The sequence below is a fragment of the Streptomyces sp. NPDC056161 genome (assembly GCF_042268025.1).
GTDB lineage: Bacteria > Actinomycetota > Actinomycetes > Streptomycetales > Streptomycetaceae > Streptomyces.
In genome coordinates this window covers 77469-96274 of sequence record NZ_JBHJUV010000026.1, presented here as the reverse complement: position 1 = coordinate 96274, position 18806 = coordinate 77469, and the positions used below count along the sequence as shown (strand labels likewise).

Here is an 18806-nt window from a genome sequence, read left to right as displayed (position 1 = left end):
CCCGGGCGGGTTTCGTTTTCGGATGATGTGGAGACCCCATGTCTCATCTGCGCTCCAGACGCAGACCTGGCGTCGCCGCGCCGGTCGTGCTGTCGCTGACCGCCGCGCTGGGCCTGCTGCCGTCACTCGCGTCGGCGGCCCCCGCACAGGCGTCGGCTGCCCGGACGGCGGACGGCCCGGCGCTCGCGTACGTCGTCAACACCGCGACGGACCACCGCACCATCGAGTCGGTGGAGAAGGCGGTGACCGCGAACGGCGGCAGCGTCGTCGCGACGTACGACCGGATCGGGGTGATCGTCGCGCACTCGGCCGACCCGGACTTCGGCCGGACCCTGCGCGCCGTGCGCGGCGTGCAGTCGGCGGGCGCCACGCGCACCGCGCCGCTCAGCGCAGCGGGCACCACGGACGAGGGCGCCGTGCAGGTCCTGTCGGAGTCCCGGGCCGCGGAACTCACCCGGCGCTCCGCCGCGGGCCAGGAGCCCCTGGAGGCCGACCAGTGGGACCTGCGGGCGATCGGCGCCGACAAGGCCGCGCGGATCAACCCCGGCAGCAGGTCGGTGACCGTGGGCGTGATCGACACCGGGGTCGACGACACGCACCCCGACCTCGCCCCGAACTTCTCGGCCGCGCAGTCCGCGAACTGTGTGAGCGGCAAGGCGGACACGACGTACGGCGCCTGGCGGCCGGTGGACGCCGATCACGACCACGGCACGCACGTGGCAGGTGAGATAGCCGCGGCCCGCAACGGCATCGGGGTCGCGGGCGTCGCGCCCGGCGTGAAGGTCGCGAGCATCACCGTGGCACAGCCCGACTCGACGTCGCTGTTCTACCCGGAGAGTGTCGTCTGCGCCTTCGTCTTCGCCGCCGACCACGGCGTGGAGATCACCAACAACAGCTACTACGTTGATCCGTGGCTGTACAACTGCATGGACGACCCCGATCAACGTGCCATAGTCGACGCGGTCAACAGGGCCCAGTTGTACGCACAGCGCAAGGGCACGCTCAATGTCGCCTCGGCGGGCAACTCCAACGACGACCTCGACTCCCACGCCCTCGTCGACGACTCCAGCCCCGACGACTCGACGCCCGTCGACCGCACGGTCGACCCGCACAAGTGCTTCGACGTGCCGACCCAGCTGCCGGGTGTGGTCACCGTCGGCGCGACCGGCGTCAAGGGGGCCAAGTCGTACTACTCCAGCTACGGCAAGGGCGTCATCGACGTCGCGGCACCGGGCGGCGACAAGTACCAGATCCCGGACACGCCGTCGCAGAACGGCCGCATCCTGTCCACCCTGCCGAACAACCAGTACGGCTACCTCCAGGGCACCTCGATGGCCTCGCCGCACGTGGCCGCGGTGGCCGCGCTGCTGAAGTCCGCCCACCCGCGCGCCACCCCGGCCCAGTTGCAGGCGCTGCTCAAGGCCCAAGCGGACAACCCCGGGTGCCCGACCGACCCGTACGACGGGGACGGCGACGGCGTCGTGGACGCGACGTGCGTCGGCGGCAAGCACGTCAACGGCTTCTACGGGTCCGGCGTCGTCAACGCGCTGCGCGCCGTCGACTGACGCCCCCTCTTCTCTGCGCCCCACGTCGCAGGCCCCCCCACGCCAGGAATCCGCACGGCACGCTCGTATCGCGAACGAACTGGAGACACACACATATGACCGCGCCCCAGCCGCGTCACCTCCGCGTCCTGTCGATCCCGGTCGGGATGGCCATGGCCACGGCTCTCGCGTTCCTGCCGAACGCCACCGCGTCCGCCACGGACGCGACGACCACGGCGGCAGCCACCACCACGGCGGACGGGACCTCGCTCAGCTACGTCGTCAACGTCCGCCCCGGGCCGGGCACTTCGAAGCAGGTGCAGAAGGCCATCGGCCAGGCCGGCGGCACGGTGGTGACCTCGTACGACCAGATCGGCGTGATCGTCGCCCACTCGTCGGACCCCGACTTCGCCAAGACCATCCGCACGGTCCGGGGCGTCGAGTCGGCCGGTGCCACCCGCACCGCGCCGCTGCCCGCCCAGTCGACCACCGACGTCGGCACCCCGCAGGTGCTCAGCGCCGAGCAGGTCGAGCAGGCGCAGGCGGTCGACGGGCAGGACCCGTTGGAGCCCCTGCAGTGGGACCTGCCCGCCATCAAGGCGGACAAGGCGCACGAGAAGACCCTCGGCAGCCGGAACGTCACCGTCGCCGTCATCGACACCGGCGTCGACGACACCCACCCCGACATCGCGCCCAACTTCGACCGGAACGCCTCCGTCAACTGCGTGACCGGCAAGCCGGACACGGCCGACGGCGCCTGGCGGCCCAGCGCCGCCGAGAGCCCGCACGGCACGCACGTCGCGGGCGAGATAGCGGGCGCCAAGAACGGCGTGGGCATCACGGGCGTCGCTCCGGGCGTCAAGGTGGCCGGCATCAAGGTCGCCAACCCGGACGGCTTCTTCTACACGGAGTCCGTCGTCTGCGGTTTCGTGTGGGCGGCGGAGCACGGCGTCGACGTGACCAACAACAGCTACTACACCGACCCGTGGTACTTCAACTGCAAGAACGACCCGGACCAGAAGGCGCTCGTGGACGCCATCACCCGGGCCACCCGGTACGCGGAGAAGAAGGGCACGGTCAACGTCGCCGCGGCGGGCAACGAGAACTACGACCTCGCCGCCGACTCGATCACCGACCCGGTCTCGCCCAACGACGGCACCCCGTCGGACCGGGTCGTCGACCCGTCCGAGTGCTACGACATACCGACCCAGTTGCCGGGTGTCGTGACCGTCGCCGCCACCGGCGCGAAGGGCATCAAGTCGTCCTTCTCCAACCACGGCCTCGGCGTCATCGACATCGCCGCGCCCGGCGGTGACTCGACGGCCTACCAGCCGCCGCAGGCCCCGGCGACCAGCGGGCTGATCCTGGGCCCGCTGCCCGGCGGCAAGTGGGGCTACATGGCCGGCACCTCCATGGCCAGTCCGCACGTCGCGGGCGTCGCCGCACTGATCAAGTCGACCCACCCGCACGCCTCGGCGGCCCAGGTCAAGGCGCTGCTGTACGCCGGTGCCGACGCGACGCCGTGCACGGACCCGTACGACATCAACGGCGACGGCAAGGTCGACGCGGTGTGCGAGGGCCCGAAGAACCACAACGGCTTCTACGGCTGGGGCACGGCGGACGCACTGGCCGCCGTGACGAAGTAGACCGGACACGTAGACCGGTACACGTACACCGGTACACGTACACCGGTACACGTAGACCGGTACACGTAGACCGGACACAGGACCGGGTACGGACGGGCGGCCGGGGATGGATCCGGCCGCCCGTGTGCTCAACTCCGAGTCTTGATTCGATCAGGACTTGATCTGATCAACACTGCATAGTGAAGTCATGAACGATGTCCAGTCGGTCTGGGAGGCGCTCGGCGGCGATCCCGCTCTCCTCCCGCGCGTCTCGACCGTCGCCCACCGGGAGACGCTCGACGCGCGGCTGCCGGTGCGGGAGCTGGCGCGGACCTGTGTGGCGGCCTGCGCGCTGGCCGCCGCCGAGCTGGGCGCGCGGCGGGCCGGCCTCGCCGAGGTGCCGGCGGTCCGGGTCGACGACGCGGCCGTGGCCGCCGCCTTCCACAGCGAGCGGCTGCTGCGGATCGACGGCCGGGCACCGGTCGGGTTCGCGCCGCTGTCCCGGTTCTGGCGGACCGCGGACGGCTGGGTGCGCACGCACGCCAACTATCCGCACCACCGCAGGCGGCTGCTGGGCGCGCTCGGCCTCCCTGAGGACGCCTCGGTGGAGCGCGTCGCCGCCGTCCTCGCCGAGCGGACCGCGGCGGACGTGGAGGAGCGGGTGTACGACGCCGGCGGCCTCGCCGTCGCGCTGCGCACGCCCGCGCAGTGGGCCGGGCACGAACAGGCCGCCGAGGTGGCCCGGCGCCCCCTGGTCGAGTGCGCCACGGCCGGCGCGGCACACGCGCGCGTGCTCCCGCCCGTGGCGGCCTCCGACCTGCTCCCCGCGGCCGGGCTGCGGGTGCTGGACCTGACCCGGGTCATCGCGGGCCCGGTCGGCACCCGCACGCTCGCGCTGCTCGGCGCGGACGTGCTGCGCATCGACCCGCCGTGGCTGCCGGAACTCCCCGACCAGCACGCGGACACGGACTTCGGGAAGAAGTCGGCGACGCTGGACCTCCGGACCGACCGGGAAACCTTCGAGGAACTGCTGGCCGGGGCCGACGTCGTGGTCACCGGCTACCGGCCGGGCAGCCTGGACCGGTTCGGGCTCACCCCGTCGGCAGCGGCCGAACGGTGGCCCGGTCTGGTCGTGGCGCAGGTGTCCGCGTGGGGCACGTACGGACCGTGGGGCGGCCGGCGCGGCTTCGACAGTCTGGTGCAGGCCGCGACCGGCATCGCGGTGACCGAGGGCTCGGACGGGCGGCCCGGCGCGCTGCCCGCGCAGGCCCTGGACCACGGCACCGGATATCTGCTGGCGGCCGCGGTGCTGCGGGCGCTGACCGAGCGGACGTACGACGGCCGCGGACGGTCCGCGCGGCTCGCGCTGGCCCGGACCGCGGCCTGGCTGACCCATGGGATCGAACGGGACCCGGCGCCGGACGGCCCGGCGGCCGGTAGCGCCGGCGAGGGGACGGAACCGCGACTCGCCGAGCGGGACAGCCCGCTCGGACACCTGCGGTACGCCCCGCCGGCGGTCTCCTTCACCGACGGGCCGACCGACTGGGCCCGCCCGCCGGGCCGCTGGGGGACGGACGAGCCGCGCTGGGACTGATGGATCGGGGCACCACCCTCGGGCGGGCCGGTCGGCCGCTCGGGCGATGAGACCGCTCAGGCGGTGATGAGCACCTTCAGGGCGGTGCGCTCGTCCATCGCCCGGTAGCCGTCCGGCACGCCCTCCAGACCGATCGTCAGGTCGAAGACCGGCGAGGGGTCGACGGAGCCGCTGAGGATGTCCGGCAGCAGTTCCGGGATGTACGCGCGGACCGGCGCGACCCCGCCGCACAGTGCGATGTTCCGGTCGAACATGACCCGGAGGTCGAGACCTGTTCCGCTGCCGTGCGGCACACCGACGTAGCCGACCGTCCCGCCGTCCCGGGTGATGTGCACCGCCGTACTCATCGACTCCTCGGTGCCGACCGCCTCGACGACGGCGTGCGCGCCCTGGCCGCGGGTGAGCGCGCGGACGGCCTCGACCGCCGCCTCGCCGCGCTCGGCGACCACGTCGCCGGCACCGAAGCGGCGCGCGAGGTCCGTACGGTCCTGGTGCCGGCCCAGCGCGATGATCCGCTCGGCGCCCAGCCGCCGGGCCGCCAGGACGGCGCACAGGCCGACGGCGCCGTCCCCCACGACGGCGACGGTGGCACCGGGGCGGGCACCGGCGCCGAGAGCCGCGTGGTGGCCGGTGCCGAGGACGTCGGCGAGGGACACCAGGGCGGACAGCAGGCGGTCGTCGGACGCCGCGTCCCCGGGCAGCGCCACGAGCGTGCCGTCGGCGAACGGCACCCGCACCGCCTCGCCCTGCCCGCCGTCGTAGCCGACCGAGCCCCAGATGCCGCCGTGCACGCAGGAGGCCGTCAGGCCCTCCCGGCAGTAGTCGCAGACGCCGTCGCACCACTTGAAGGGTGCGACCACGAGGTCCCCGCGGCGGACGGTCGTCACCTCGGCGCCGGTCTCCTCGACGAAGCCCAGGAACTCGTGGCCGATCCGCTGTCCGGGCTGCCGGGGCGTCTCACCGCGGTACGCCCACAGGTCGCTGCCGCAGATGCACGCGCGCAGCACCCGCACCACGGCGTCGGTGGGCAGCCGCACGACGGGCTCGGGCACGTTCTCCACCCGGATGTCGTACGGGGCGTGGATGGTGGTGGCACGCATGGCCGAGGATCCTCCTCCGGGCGGTGACGAGCCCATTTCACGGTACGTCGCCCACGCGCCGCCCGCCGTCGGGCCGGTCCCGTGCCGTTCTCCCGGCCGCGCGGCTAGCTCACGACCGCCCCCAGCAGTGTTCCGACGGAGTAGGTGACCCCCATGGCGAGGGCGCCGCCGGTCACGTTCCGCAGGACCGCCCGGCCGGGGGCCGCCGCGCCCAGCCGGGCGCTGCTCCAGCCGGTCAGCACCAGCGCGGCCAGCACGGACAGCACGGTGACCGGGAGCCGCCGGTCCGCGGGCGGCAGCACGATGGCGAGCAGCGGCAACAGGGCGCCGACGGTGAAGGCGAGGAAGCTCGCCCACGCCGCGTGCCAGGGATTGGTCAGCTGGTCCGGGTCGATCCCCAGCTCCACGCGCGCGTGGATCCGCAACGCGTCCCGGGCCGTGTACTGCTCCGCCGCCTCCCGCGCCACCTCCCGGGACAGCCCGCGCTCCTCCAGCAGTCCGGTCAGCTCGTCCAGTTCGGCCTGCGGCTGCTCCTTCAGCTCCTGCTTCTCCACGGCCAGCGCGGCCATCTCGGAGTCGCGCTGGGTGGACACGGACACGTATTCGCCCGCGGCCATCGACAGGGACCCGGCGAGCAGCCCGGCGAGTCCGGCGGTGAGCAGGGCGCCTCGGTCGCTCGTCGCCCCGGCCACGCCGACGACGAGTCCGGCGGTGGACACGATGCCGTCGTTGGCCCCGAGCACGGCCGCCCGCAGCCAGTTCAGCCGGGAGCCGAGCGCACCGCCGTGGGGCTCGTCGTGCGTGGGTCGCGTCGGTTGCGTCACAGGACGGAGGATCGCACCCCGCGCGCGGGCGCGCCCGCACCGACGCTCCCGGCCGGGACCCGGCAGCTTTCCCGGCAACTTCCCCGGCAACTTCCCCGGCAACTTCCCGGCAACGGCCCCGGCGGCAGGGCTCCTTGCCGGCTCGACGGCCGCACACATGCCCGAACCGTGCGCCGCGGGTGGAAAACTGACGTGTTTTCCGGTGCGAAGGGCGGTGCCGGGAGCCTGGCGGCCAGGAGTGTCGGTCCCGGCCCGTATCCTCAATGACCATGCTCGAAGACCGTACGACCGCAGTGTCCTCCCCCACCCGGTGGCCGGTCGCGTATCCCCGGGGTTACGCGGTCGTTGACGTGGAGACCACCGGCCTGGCCAGGGACGACCGGATCATCTCCGCGGCCGTCTACCGGCTGGACGCGCGCGGCGAGGTCGAGGACCACTGGTACACGCTGGTCGATCCGGAGCGCGATCCGGGCCCGGTGTGGATCCACGGTCTGACGAGCGAGGTCCTGGCGGGGGCACCGCGCTTCGCGGACATCGCCGAGGAGTTCGCCGCGCGGCTCGCGGACCGGGTGCTGGTGGCGCACAACGCCGCCTTCGACTGGCAGATGATCGCACGTGAGTACGCGCGCGCGAAGCGCGAGGCGCCGGTGCGTCAGCGGCTGTGCACCATCGCGCTGTCCAAGGAGTTGGGCCTGCCGCTGCCCAACCACAAGCTGGAGTCGCTGGCGGCGCACTTCGGCGTCGTACAGCGGCAGGCGCACCACGCGCTGGACGACGCGCGCGTGCTGGCGGAGGCGTTCCGGCCCAGTCTGCGGGCCGCGGCGGCGGGCGACGTCCGGCTGCCGCTGCTGGAGTGCCGGCCGCTGACCGAGTGGAACGACTCGCCCGCGCCGCGGATCGGCCGGCAGGCAGGCGGCGGCTACGGCGGCTACCGCCCGACCAGTTGGCGTCCCGCCCGCAAACGGCCCACGTGCCCGTACCCCAACCCGGGGCGGTACGAGGTCGGCAAACGACTCAAGCAGGGGATGCGGGTGGCGTTCTCCGGGGACACGTCGATCGACCGCGAACTGCTGGAGGACCAGGCGACCGAGGCCGGGCTGCACGTGGCGACGAGCCTGTCCCGGGTCACCAGCCTGCTGGTCACGAACGACCCCGGCTCGGGCACCTCGAAGGTGGTCAAGGCACGGCAGTACGGGACGCCCGTGATCGACGAGGCGGCGTTCGGCCAGTTGCTGAGGGACGTGGAGCCGGCGGCTCCGGTGAAGTGACCGCACGGCGGACGTCCCGCCGCAGCCGTCGGCCGGTCCCGGCGGGAGACCGCGCAAGGGGCGGGCGGCGGTGCCCCGCCCGGGGCGCACGGCACCCGGTGACCGTACGCGCTCGGCGGACGTCCCCCGGCGTTCGTCCCTCCGTACGGCCGACGACGGCAGGGGCCCGTCCGGGAGGCCGTCCTCGCCGTGCTCCGGTCCCGGCGGGGCGGCCGTACGGACGGGTGATTGCCGTGCGACTCGCCCGGTGATCCCTCGCGCGCGCGACGACGACCGCTCACCCTGTGCCCTATGGCGAAATGCGAAGTTTGCGGCAATGAGTACGGAATGACGTTCGAGGTGCACGCCCAGGGTGTGGTGCACGTCTTCGACTGCTTCTCCTGCGCGATCCACCGCATGGCCCCGGTCTGCGAGCACTGCCAGGTCCCGATCATCAGCCAGGGCGCCGAGGTCGACGGCCTGTTCTACTGCGGGGCCCACTGCGCCCGCGCCGCGGGAAAGAAGGGGATCGTGGACCGGGTGTGAACCGGTACCCGACTGAATGCACCCGACGACCGAGTTGTACGGTCGATCCGTGTACCGCTTCCTGTTGACCCGCCAGTGGGTGATCCTCACCCTGATCGCCCTGCTCCTGATCCCGGTGATGATCAGACTGGGTTTCTGGCAGAAGCACCGGTACGAGGAACGCAGCGCCCGGAACCAGCTGGTCACCGACGCCCTGTCGGCCAAGCCGGTGCCCGTGGAACAGCTGACCTCACCCGGGCACACGGTGACGAGCACCGAGCGGTACCGGACCGTCACCGCGACCGGCGCCTTCGACACCGCCCAGGAGGAAGTGGTCCGCAGGCGTGTCAACGCCAACGACGAGGTCGGCTACCACGTCCTCACCCCGTTCGTGCTGACGGACGGCAAGGTGCTGCTGGTCAACCGCGGCTGGATCCCCGCGGACGGGGCCCAGACCGCCTTCCCGAAGATCCCCGCGCCGCCCGCCGGCCGCACCACCATCACCGGACGGCTGAAGGTCGACGAGACGACCGCGGCGAGCGGCATCAAGAACGTCGCGGGACTGCCGGACCGCCAGGTCATGCTGATCAACAGCGAGCAGCAGGCACGGCGGCTCGGCGCCCAGGTGCTCGGCGGCTACATCGAGCAGACGGGTCCCAAACCGGCGGGCGGCACGCCGCAGCAGATCTCCGACCCGGGCACGGAAGACGCCCCGCTGAACTACGCGTACATGATCCAGTGGTGGCTGTTCGCCGCCGCGGTCCCCGTCGGCTGGGTCGTCCTGGCCCGCCGCGAGGCACGGGAGCGGACGGCCAGGGCCGCGGCCGCGGAGACGGCCGCACAGGCGGAACCGGCCACCGTGTGACCGCCGGGCGCGCCACCGTGTGACCGTCGGGCGCGTCACCCGCCCGGCCGCGCCCCGGATTGTCACGGACACGCACCGGGAACCCGGAATTCCGTGCACCCCCGCATCGAGGACTACGCCCTCATCAGCGACGAGCAGACGGCGGCCCTGGTCGGCAGGGACGGCTCCGTCGACTGGTTGTGCCTGCCCCGTTTCGACTCCGGCGCCTGCTTCGCCAGGCTCCTCGGCGACGAGGACAACGGCCACTGGAGGATCGCACCGGTGGGCGCCGACGTGTGCAGCCGCCGCGGCTACCGCTCCGACACGCTGGTCCTGGACACCGAGTGGGACACCCCGGAGGGAACGGTACGGGTCACCGACCTGATGCCGCAGCGCGACCGGAGCCCTGAACTGATCCGGATCGTCGAGGGCGTCAGCGGGCGCGTCACCGTGCACAGCACGCTGCGCCTGCGCTTCGACTACGGCTCGATCGTCCCGTGGATGCGCCGCTCGGACGGCCACCGGGTCGCCGTCGCCGGGCCGGACGCGGTGTGGCTGCGCAGCGAGCCGCCGGTGCGGACCTGGGGCAAGGACTTCAGCACCCACTCGGAGTTCACCGTCGCGGCGGGCGAGAAGGTCGCCTTCGTCTTCACCTGGCACCCCTCGCACGAACCCCGGCCCGCGCTGGTCGACCCGTACCGGGCGCTCCGTTCCAGCGTGGCGGACTGGCAGCGGTGGGCCGCGCGGTGCCGCTACGACGGACCGTACCGGGACGCCGTCGTCCGTTCCCTGATCACCCTCAAGGCGCTCACCTACCGGCCGACCGGCGGGATCGTCGCCGCGGCCACCACCTCGCTGCCCGAGGAACCGGGCGGCGTGCGCAACTGGGACTACCGCTACTGCTGGCTGCGCGACTCCACCCTCACCCTCGGCGCGCTGCTGTCCGCGGGCTACCACAAGGAGGCCGAAGCCTGGCGCGACTGGCTGCTGCGCGCGGTCGCCGGCGACCCGGCGGACCTGCAGATCATGTACGGCGTGGCCGGTGAGCGGCGGCTGCCCGAGCTGGAACTGCCGTGGCTCGCGGGCTTCGCCGGGTCGGCGCCGGTGCGGACCGGCAACAACGCCGTCGACCAGTTGCAGCTCGACGTGTACGGCGAGGTCCTGGACTCCCTGTGGCTGGCCCGGCGTTCCGGCCTGTCGCCGAAGCCGCACATGTGGTCGATGCAGAACATCCTGCTGGAGTGGCTGCGGACCCAGTGGCGGCAGCCGGACGAGGGACTGTGGGAGGTGCGCGGCGGACGCCGGCACTTCGTGCACTCGAAGGTGATGGTGTGGGTGGCCGCCGACCGCGCGGTACGCACGCTGGAGGAGTATCCGGAACTCCCCGGAAACCTGGAGGGCTGGCGTACGCTGCGGGACGAGGTGCACCGCGAGGTGTGCGAGAAGGGCTACGACCCGGACCGGAACACGTTCACCCAGTACTACGGTTCGCAGGAGCTGGACGCCGCCCTGCTGCTCATCCCCCGTGTCGGCTTTCTGCCCCCGGACGATCCGCGGGTGGTCGGCACGGTGGACGCGGTCCGCGCGGAGCTGGGGCAGGACGGCTTCGTACGGCGCTATGCCGCCGACCCCACGCTCGACGGGCTGCCGGGCGGTGAGGGCGCCTTCCTCGCCTGCTCGTTCTGGCTCACGGACGCGCTGCACCTGACGGGTCGTACGCAGGAGGCGCGGGAGCTGTTCGACCGGCTGGTGGGTCTCGCCAACGACGTGGGCCTGCTGTCCGAGGAGTACGACCCGGCGGCCGGGCGCCTGCTGGGCAACTTCCCGCAGGCGTTCAGTCACATCGGTCTGGTGAACTCCGCTCTCGCCCTCTTCGGGGACGGCTTGGCAGGATAGGCGCCATGGATCTTGGACTGAAGGACCGGGTGTACGTCGTCACGGGGGCGACCCGCGGGCTGGGCAACGCCGCCGCGCGCGAGCTGGTCGCCGACGGGGCGAAGGTGGTCGTGACCGGGCGGGACGATCGGCGGGCCGCCGAGGCGGCGGCCGAGTTGGGCCCGGACGCGGTCGGGGTGGCCGTGGACAACGCCGACCCGGACGCTCCGGCGCGGCTGATCGCGGTCGCCCGCGAGCGGTTCGGCGGCTTCGACGGCGTCCTCATCAGCGTCGGCGGGCCGCCCGCGGGGTTCCTCGCGGACACCACGGACGACCAGTGGCAGGCCGGGTTCGAGTCGGTGTTCCTCGGCGCGGTGCGGATCGCCCGCGCGGCGGCGGCGGAGTTGGCCGCGGGCGGTGTCATCGGGTTCGTGCTGTCCGGTTCGGTGTACGAGCCGATCCCGGGGCTGACGATCTCCAACGGGCTGCGGCCCGGTCTCGCCGGGTTCGCCAAGTCGATCGCGGACGAGCTGGGGCCGCGGGGCATCCGGGTGGTGGGTCTGCTGCCGTCCCGCATCGACACGGACCGGGCGCGCGAGCTGGACCAGCTGTCGGCCGACCCGGCGGCCACCCGCGCGGCCCACGAGTCGCGCATAGCGCTGCGCCGGTACGGCACACCGGAGGAGTTCGGCCGCGTGGCCGCGTTCCTCCTGTCCCCGGCCGCCTCCTATCTGACCGGCATCATGGTGCCCATCGACGGTGGAATGCGGCACGGCTTCTGACCGGACCGAAAGCCGACCACAGGCAGCCCCCGACCGCGAGCGGCCCCGGCAGGGGGGGCAGGGCCGGACCGGCCTGACGCGTGGTTCCTCCCCCTGAAGCGGGGGGGGAACCACGCCACACGGCAACCGCCGGGCCGGCCGGCCCGATCCCACACGGCCGCCACCGGACCAGCAGGCCCGCTCCCACACGGCACCCGCCGACCCGGCCGGGGACGTGGCTGCCCTCACGCCGTCACGTCACGCGCTCCGCACGGTGCTTGACCGCCCGCAGGTGTACCTCCGCGGGCAGCGCCGCCAGGCCCGTGGAGTCGCGGGCACGGGCCAGGGACTCGGTGGTGAGGCCGTGCAGGGCGGCGCCGGGGTCGACGTCCGGTTCCAGTTGCAGCCAGACCCGGGCCTCGGGCGCGCTGCGGCGGCCGGTCAGCACCGCCTGGGCATGGGCCACTCCGGGCAGCCGGGCCGCGTCGTCGACGAAGGCGGTCTCCAGGGCCCGGCCCCGCAGCAGCGCGCCCGCGCCGTCACCCGTGTCGACGAGCACTTCCGCCAGCCGGCGGCGGCGCAGCAGCGCGGCCAGCCACCACAGCGCCAGCAGGACGAGCAGGGCGAGCACCCCGATGACCACGGGCCACCACCAGCCGGTGTCCCGCAGGCGGGTCCGTTCGGCGTCGCTCAGCAACACGTCGTGCGGTCCGCCGTGGATCCACCAGGACGGCATCCGGACACCGCCCTGACCCACGGCCAGGACCGAACCGCCGAGGGCGACAAGGAGCAGCCCGACGATCCCGATCAGCAGCCGGTTGACGATCCGCAGCACCGCCGTCACCCCTTCCGTCCGGGCCGCGCCACCTGCACCGACAGCGCGGGCGGCCGGACCAGCCCCAGCCCCCGGACCGCCTCGGCGAGCGTGAGGTCCAGGTCGGCGCGTACGTCGTCGAGTTCACGGAAGTGCGACACCGCTCGCACGTCGGCCCTGCGTCGCCGCATCCGCACCCGTACCGACCGTACGCCCGAGACCTCCATGGCCCGGTCGCGCAGCACCTGGGCGGCGGCGGCCCGCTGGAGGCCGGCCCGGACGTCGGCGTGGGTGCGGCGCATCGGCAGCAGGTCCCGCAGTCCCGGTGTGACGGCGAGCGCGATCAGCCACAGGCCGAGGACCGTGGTGACGGCGGCGCCGGCCAGCACCCAGGTGTCGTCGAGCGGCCGGAGCGCGAGCTGGTGGGCGAGCGCCCGGCGAACGTGCAGGGCGGGCCGGTCGGCCCGTACGGCGGCGACGTCGTACAGGAAGACGCCCGCGCCGAGCAGGAGCAGCAGCGCGACGACGGCGGCGGGCACCCGGCGCACCGACCAGAAGCGGCCGCCCCGGCCGTCCGGGCCCTGGGCGACGGGCGGCGGGTCGTAGTCCGCGGCCGACGCGGCCTGTTCGAGTGCGGGGCCGGCCGGTCTCTCGACGACCGGCAGGGGCTGGGTGCCGGTCTCGGTGCCGTGGGGCTCGCTCATCGCGTCCTCCCGTCCGCGCCGTGCGTCGGTGTCGGATGCAGCCGCTCGATCTCCACCGCGACCTCCGGTACCTCCATGCTCACCAACGCGCCTACCCGCTCGGCCACATGACGACGCACGGCCGCGCACCGGGCGCCGATGTCGGTCGGGTAGTCGAGTTCCAGGTGGACACGGACCCGGGCCGAGGCGGTGGCGGTGCCCCGGGTCCGGGCGGACTCGGGGACCGGGGGGCGCACCACGACGGTCGCATAGGGGGGTGCGGCCTGAGGCGGCAGGACACCGACCGCCTCCCGTGCCGCCTGCGCGGCGATCTTCGCGACCACCCGGTCGGCGATCCGGGTGGCGCCGCGCTCGCCGGGCACGACGACGGCGGCGGTCGCCCGGGTCCCGTCGGCCCCGTCGCTGAGGGACGTCATCGGCGCCGGCCGCGCTTGTCGTCGCGGGTCCGGAAGAAGTCCCCCGGTTCCAGGTCGCCCTCCAGGAACCGGCCGACGACGAATCCGATCGCCCCCAGGGCCGCCACCAGCAGGAACGCACCGAACCCGCCGAAATACCCGGCGAAACCCAGTGCCATACCGGCAATCATGCCGACCACGGCCATGCTCATGCCGCCCTCCTCAGCTCCTCAACCGCGTTGTCCGGAAGCCGTCGGGGCGTCACTGGATCCGCGGTTCCAGCTCCTCATCTTCTTCCTCCGGCAGCTTGACGTCACTCACGGCGATGTTGACCTCGACCACCTCAAGGCCGGTCATCCGCTCCACGGCGGCGATCACGTTCTCCCGGACGTCCCGCGCGACGTCGCCGATCGACACGCCGTAGTCCACGACGATCTCCAGGTCGAGCGCGGTCTGCACCTCGCCGACCTCGGCCTTCACCCCTCGGGTCGCCGACTTCGAACCGCCCGGCACCCGGTCGCGCACGGCCCCGAAGGTGCGGCTCAGCCCGCTCCCCATCGCGTGCACGCCCAGCACGTCCCGCGCGGCGAGTCCGGCGATCTTCTCCACCACCCCGTCGGCGATGGTGGTCCGGCCCCGGGTCGCCGGGTCGCCGCCGCCGCGTTTGGTGGCCTTGCGGGCCTGCGCCGGGCCCTCGTTCCCGCCCTCGGAGTCCGTCGTCCGGTTCTGCTCCGTCGCGTCGGTCATCGCCCGTACGCCCCTTCCCGATCCGTCGTCCTGCGACCACCGTATGTGCGGTGGCACGATCGTGCGCCGGGAATGCGGCAGGCTGGAGGAATGACGGCGGACCGATGGACCGGGGCGGTACGGCAACAGGTGGGGGCGGGCAGGCTGCTCGCGCTCGGCGGACCGCGGGACGGCGGGTGGATCACGGAGGCGGCGGCCGAGGCGGTGCTGCGGCACGCGGCGACGGAGGTGCCGGGGGTGCTGCTGGGCGCGCTGCGGATCACGCTCGCCGAACCGGACGGGGTGGGCGAGTCCGCCGTACCCGCGCCGCCGAGCGCGCTGCCCGCGGGACCGCTGCGGGTGGTGGCGGACTTCGCGGCCGTGGCCGCCGAGCCGTTGCCCGCGACGGCGGACCGGCTCCGGCAGGCCCTGGCGTCGGCCGCGGACCGGCGGCTCGGGCTGCCGGTGGCCGCGGTGGACCTGCGGGTGACCGCGCTGCTGGACGGACCGGCGGACGTTCCGCGGGTGCGTCCGCCGCGGCCGGGTCGGGCGCGGGAGAGCACGGAGCCCGACGAGACCCGCGCGGCGACGGCGGCGCTGTCCGTTCCGGGCGTGGCCCGGCTGACCGGCAGCCTGGGCGGTCTGGGCCGGGCCGTGCGCATCGAACACCGGGACGCGGCGGCCGCGTTGCCGCGCGGCCATGTCCGGGTGGAGCTGGCGGTGGCCGAGGGGCACCGGCCGCTGGACGTGGCCCGTGGGGTGCGGACGGCGGTGGCCGCGGAGCTGGCGGGGCAGCCGACGGTGGCGGTGCTGGTCACAGCGGTGGGCTGAGTCCGACCGGACGGCCCGTCCGACGCGGACACTGTTGGTGAGTGTCCGACGCAGCCCGGCCCCTTCGTCGGTTCGGCCGCCTCGGCCGCCGCGTCGGCTCGACCTGGTTCGGCCACGTCCTCGGCCCGACCGACTCGGCCACGTCCTCGGTCCGGCGGGTACGGTCGCGCCCTCGGTCCGCCCGGCTCGGTCCGTCGTGCCGGGCCGGTCGCCGCGCGGCCCGGTCGGCTCCGGATACGGATGCGGATACGGATGTGGCTCAGTCGCCGATGCCGGCCAGGTCCCGCAGCCGCCGTGCCTGGGCGGCCCGTTCGGCGGCACGCTGTTCCTCGTACGTCCGTCCGCTCGCCCCGCGCAGCAGGGCCTTGGTCTCCACGACGGCGTCCCGCGGCGCGGCCAGGATCGCCGCGGCCAGGTCGTGCACCGCGCCGTCGAGTTCACCGACGGGCACCGCGAGGTTCGCGAGCCCCGAACCCACCGCCTCCTCGGCGCCGACGAACCGCCCGGTCAGGCAGATCTCCAGCGCGCGGGCGTAGCCGACGAGTTCCACCAGCGGGTGGGTGCCCGTGAGGTCGGGGACGAGCCCCAGACCGGTCTCGCGCATCGCGAACTGCACGTCGTCGGCGACGACGCGCAGGTCACAGGCGAGGGCGAGCTGGAAGCCGGCGCCGATGGCATGCCCTTGTACGGCGGCGACGGTCACCAGGTCGTTCCGCCGCCACCAGGCGAACGCCTCTTGGAACGCGGCGATGACCGCGTCCAGCTCGGCGTCCTCACGGCGTGCCAGGTCGGTGAATGTCGGCTCGCCCGGGATGCCCTCCGGGGTGAACATCCGGCGGTCCAGCCCGGCGGAGAAGGACTTGCCCTCGCCACGCAGCACGACGACCCGCACGGAGCCCGGCAGCGACCGCCCGGCCTCCGCCAGCGCCCGCCACAGTGCGGGGCTCTGCGCGTTGCGCTTGGCCGGGTTGGTCAGCGTCACCGTGGCGAGCGTGTCGTCCACGGTGAGCCGCACGCCGTCCTTGTCGAGTGCGGGAGCGGCGAGGTCCTGCTGGGGCGAAGCCATGGGGCGCCTCCGATGGGTGCGGTCGACACGCAGTGCCGTACGGCATGCTAAGTGACTGCACAGTAACCACCCGGTCGATCTGGGGTCACCCCCAGGGCCCGTGACGGCGCTGGAGGGGAGGACCGGCCGGGTGGCCACCATCGAAGCCGATGGGCCGCCCGAATCAGGACGATGCGGCCTTCTTGCCCCGGGTCGCACCGCCACGCCCACGGAGCGTGACGCCCGACTCGCTGAGCATCCGGTGTACGAAGCCATACGAGCGGCCGGTCTCCTCGGCCAGCGCCCGGATGCTCGCACCGGAGTCGTACTTCTTCTTCAGGTCTGCCGCGAGCTTGTCGCGCGCGGCGCCGGTCACCCGGCTGCCCTTCTTCAGAGTCTCGGCCACCCGTGCCTCCTCATGGGAAGTGCGCTCTGGTCCCCTCATGATCACCCCTCCCGGGCCCGATGGCCACCCATTCGGCAAGGTCCGTGGGACACGGTTGTGACGACAGGAGCACATCCCCACATGCGGAATCTGTGATTCCGCACGGTGTATTCCATTCCGCCGAACGGGTTCATTCGTGAAATGCCAGGTCAGAGACGCACGACGGCCGACCCCTTGTCGACAAAGGGATCGGCCGTGAAATGCATGTATGACACACCCCGATACCAGGAGATCTCACACAGATGATGGATCACCGATAGGCCGAATGATCCATGCGCAGTGGATCATTCTTTTGATCAAGCCAGGGTGACAAGATCCGCGTAATCCGCGCCCCACAGGTCCTCCACGCCGTCCGGCAGCAGGATGATCCGCTCCGGCTGGAGCGCCTCCACGGCGCCCTCGTCGTGGGTGACCAGGACGACCGCGCCCGTGTAGGTGCGCAGCGCGCCGAGGATCTCCTCGCGGCTGGCCGGGTCGAGGTTGTTGGTCGGCTCGTCGAGCAGCAGGACGTTCGCCGACGAGACCACCAGGGTGGCCAGCGCGAGCCGGGTCTTCTCGCCGCCGGAGAGGACGCCGGCCGGCTTGTCGACGTCGTCGCCGGAGAACAGGAAGGAGCCCAGCACCTTGCGGACCTCGACGAGGTCCATGTCGGGTGCGGCCGACCGCATGTTCTCCAGGACCGTGCGGTCGGCGTCCAGGGTCTCGTGCTCCTGGGCGTAGTAGCCGAGCTTGAGGCCGTGGCCCGGGACGACCATGCCGGTGTCCGGCTGCTCGACGCCCGCGAGCAGGCGCAGCAGGGTGGTCTTGCCGGCGCCGTTGAGGCCCAGGATGACGACCCGGGAGCCCTTGTCGATGGCCAGGTCGACGTCGGTGAAGATCTCCAGCGAGCCGTACGACTTCGACAGGGCCTCGGCCATCAGCGGGGTCCTGCCGCAGGGCGAGGGCTCCGGGAAGCGGAGCTTGGCGACCTTGTCGGACTGGCGGACCGCTTCGAGGCCCGACAGCAGCTTCTCGGCGCGACGGGCCATGTTCTGCGCGGCGACCGTCTTGGTGGCCTTGGCGCGCATCTTGTCGGCCTGGGCGTTGAGCGCGGCGGCCTTCTTCTCGGCGTTCTGCCGCTCGCGCCTGCGGCGCTTCTCGTCGGCCTCGCGCTGCTGCTGGTAGAGCTTCCAGCCCATGTTGTAGATGTCGATCGCCGAACGATTGGCGTCCAGGTAGAACACCTTGTTCACGACCGTCTCGACCAGGTCGACGTCGTGCGAGATGACGATGAAGCCGCCGCGGTACGTCTTCAGATAGTCGCGCAGCCAGACGATCGAGTCGGCGTCCAGGTGGTTCGTCGGCTCGTCGAGCAGCAGGGTGTCCGCGTCGGAGAACAGGATCCGGGCCAGCTCGATACGGCGGCGCTGACCACCGGAGAGGGTGTGCAGCGGCTGGCCGAGCACCCGGTCGGGAAGGTTGAGCGCGGCGGCGATGGTGGCGGCCTCGGCCTCGGCCGCGTACCCGCCCTTGGTGAGGAACTCGGTCTCCTGGCGCTCGTACTGCTTCATCGCCTTGTCGCGGGTGGAGCCCGTGCCGGTGGCGATGCGCTGCTCGTTCTCGCGCATCTTGCGCAACAGCACGTCGAGGCCGCGGGCGGACAGGACGCGGTCGCGGGCGAGGACGTCGAGGTCGCCGGTGCGCGGGTCCTGCGGCAGGTAGCCGACCTCGCCGGAGCGGGTCACGGTCCCGGCGGCGGGGATGCCGTCGCCGGCCAGGACCTTGGTGAGGGTGGTCTTCCCGGCGCCGTTGCGGCCGACGAGGCCGATGCGGTCGCCCTTGGCGACGCGGAAAGTGGCGTTCTCGATGAGGATGCGGGCACCGGCGCGCAGCTCGATGCCTGAGGCGGAGATCACGGACAGACTCCA

Annotated in this window: 19 protein-coding genes; 9 read left to right on the top strand and 10 right to left on the bottom strand. The window is 73.1% G+C overall.

The genetic code is table 11. The features are described from left to right. Positions 1-38: 38 nt before the first annotated feature. The 3 genes from ACFC09_RS24285 (at position 39) to ACFC09_RS24275 (ending at position 4763) form a co-directional block, all read left to right on the top strand. Positions 39-1565: a S8 family serine peptidase gene (locus ACFC09_RS24285; RefSeq protein ID WP_376531852.1), complete on the top strand. Its 1527-nt coding sequence runs from the start codon at positions 39-41 to the stop codon at positions 1563-1565. A 95-nt stretch (positions 1566-1660) separates the two neighbouring features. Continuing rightward, on the top strand, positions 1661-3190 hold the full coding sequence (locus ACFC09_RS24280) for a S8 family serine peptidase (RefSeq protein ID WP_376531850.1): 1530 nt from the start codon (positions 1661-1663) through the stop codon (positions 3188-3190). A gap of 187 nt (positions 3191-3377) precedes the next feature. Next, the gene (locus ACFC09_RS24275) at positions 3378-4763 is read left to right on the top strand and encodes a CoA transferase (RefSeq protein WP_376531848.1); all 1386 of its coding nucleotides are present in this window, start codon (positions 3378-3380) and stop codon (positions 4761-4763) included. A gap of 56 nt (positions 4764-4819) precedes the next feature. Here ACFC09_RS24275 and ACFC09_RS24270 read toward each other — a convergent pair whose 3' ends face one another. Next, positions 4820-5863: a zinc-dependent alcohol dehydrogenase family protein gene (locus tag ACFC09_RS24270; RefSeq protein WP_376531846.1), complete on the bottom strand. Its 1044-nt coding sequence runs from the start codon at positions 5861-5863 to the stop codon at positions 4820-4822. 104 nt (positions 5864-5967) lie between these two features. After that, positions 5968-6687, bottom strand: a complete 720-nt coding sequence (locus ACFC09_RS24265) for a VIT family protein (RefSeq protein ID WP_376531844.1) — start codon at positions 6685-6687, stop codon at positions 5968-5970. Positions 6688-6956: 269 nt separating this feature from the next. Here ACFC09_RS24265 and ACFC09_RS24260 point away from each other — a divergent pair, with 269 nt between their 5' ends. The 5 genes from ACFC09_RS24260 (at position 6957) to ACFC09_RS24240 (ending at position 11960) form a co-directional block, all read left to right on the top strand. Then, on the top strand, positions 6957-7955 hold the full coding sequence (locus ACFC09_RS24260; protein ID WP_376531842.1) for a DEDDh family exonuclease: 999 nt from the start codon (positions 6957-6959) through the stop codon (positions 7953-7955). Positions 7956-8246: 291 nt separating this feature from the next. Beyond that, positions 8247-8480, top strand: coding sequence for a hypothetical protein (locus ACFC09_RS24255; RefSeq protein ID WP_376531840.1), 234 nt, complete (start codon positions 8247-8249; stop codon positions 8478-8480). Positions 8481-8529: 49 nt separating this feature from the next. Then, complete coding sequence (locus ACFC09_RS24250; RefSeq protein WP_376531838.1) at positions 8530-9324, top strand: SURF1 family protein; 795 nt, start codon at positions 8530-8532, stop codon at positions 9322-9324. Between the two features lie 93 nt (positions 9325-9417). Continuing rightward, positions 9418-11199, top strand: a complete 1782-nt coding sequence (locus tag ACFC09_RS24245; protein WP_376531836.1) for a glycoside hydrolase family 15 protein — start codon at positions 9418-9420, stop codon at positions 11197-11199. Between the two features lie 5 nt (positions 11200-11204). Beyond that, entirely contained in the window at positions 11205-11960 is a 756-nt protein-coding gene (locus tag ACFC09_RS24240; protein WP_376531834.1) for an SDR family oxidoreductase, read from the top strand. A 232-nt stretch (positions 11961-12192) separates the two neighbouring features. Here ACFC09_RS24240 and amaP read toward each other — a convergent pair whose 3' ends face one another. Genes amaP through ACFC09_RS24215 form a run of 5 tightly spaced genes read right to left on the bottom strand, consistent with a single transcriptional unit; the run spans position 12193 to position 14599 of the window. Next, the gene (amaP, locus tag ACFC09_RS24235) at positions 12193-12783 is read right to left on the bottom strand and encodes an alkaline shock response membrane anchor protein AmaP (protein ID WP_376531832.1); all 591 of its coding nucleotides are present in this window, start codon (positions 12781-12783) and stop codon (positions 12193-12195) included. Then, positions 12780-13457 (bottom strand): DUF6286 domain-containing protein, encoded by a 678-nt coding sequence (locus tag ACFC09_RS24230; protein ID WP_376531830.1) that lies wholly within the window; start codon positions 13455-13457, stop codon positions 12780-12782. Before ACFC09_RS24230 ends, amaP begins: the two co-directional genes overlap by 4 nt. Continuing rightward, positions 13454-13873: an Asp23/Gls24 family envelope stress response protein gene (locus ACFC09_RS24225; RefSeq protein WP_376531828.1), complete on the bottom strand. Its 420-nt coding sequence runs from the start codon at positions 13871-13873 to the stop codon at positions 13454-13456. The genes ACFC09_RS24230 and ACFC09_RS24225 overlap by 4 nt, the downstream gene beginning before the upstream one ends. Then, complete coding sequence (locus tag ACFC09_RS24220) at positions 13870-14064, bottom strand: hypothetical protein (protein ID WP_376531826.1); 195 nt, start codon at positions 14062-14064, stop codon at positions 13870-13872. Before ACFC09_RS24220 ends, ACFC09_RS24225 begins: the two co-directional genes overlap by 4 nt. A gap of 49 nt (positions 14065-14113) precedes the next feature. Next, entirely contained in the window at positions 14114-14599 is a 486-nt protein-coding gene (locus ACFC09_RS24215; protein ID WP_376531824.1) for an Asp23/Gls24 family envelope stress response protein, read from the bottom strand. Between the two features lie 90 nt (positions 14600-14689). On the opposite strand from ACFC09_RS24215, the gene ACFC09_RS24210 reads away from it, so the two are divergent. After that, positions 14690-15409: a nucleopolyhedrovirus P10 family protein gene (locus ACFC09_RS24210; protein ID WP_376531822.1), complete on the top strand. Its 720-nt coding sequence runs from the start codon at positions 14690-14692 to the stop codon at positions 15407-15409. Positions 15410-15668: 259 nt separating this feature from the next. Here ACFC09_RS24210 and ACFC09_RS24205 read toward each other — a convergent pair whose 3' ends face one another. The 3 genes from ACFC09_RS24205 to ACFC09_RS24195 all read right to left on the bottom strand — a co-directional run bounded on the left by ACFC09_RS24205 (position 15669) and on the right by ACFC09_RS24195 (position 18794). Next, on the bottom strand, positions 15669-16475 hold the full coding sequence (locus ACFC09_RS24205; RefSeq protein ID WP_376531820.1) for an enoyl-CoA hydratase/isomerase family protein: 807 nt from the start codon (positions 16473-16475) through the stop codon (positions 15669-15671). Between the two features lie 163 nt (positions 16476-16638). After that, entirely contained in the window at positions 16639-16860 is a 222-nt protein-coding gene (locus ACFC09_RS24200) for a helix-turn-helix domain-containing protein (protein WP_004002281.1), read from the bottom strand. A gap of 335 nt (positions 16861-17195) precedes the next feature. Next, positions 17196-18794: an ABC-F family ATP-binding cassette domain-containing protein gene (locus ACFC09_RS24195; protein WP_376531817.1), complete on the bottom strand. Its 1599-nt coding sequence runs from the start codon at positions 18792-18794 to the stop codon at positions 17196-17198. Positions 18795-18806 lie beyond the last annotated feature (12 nt).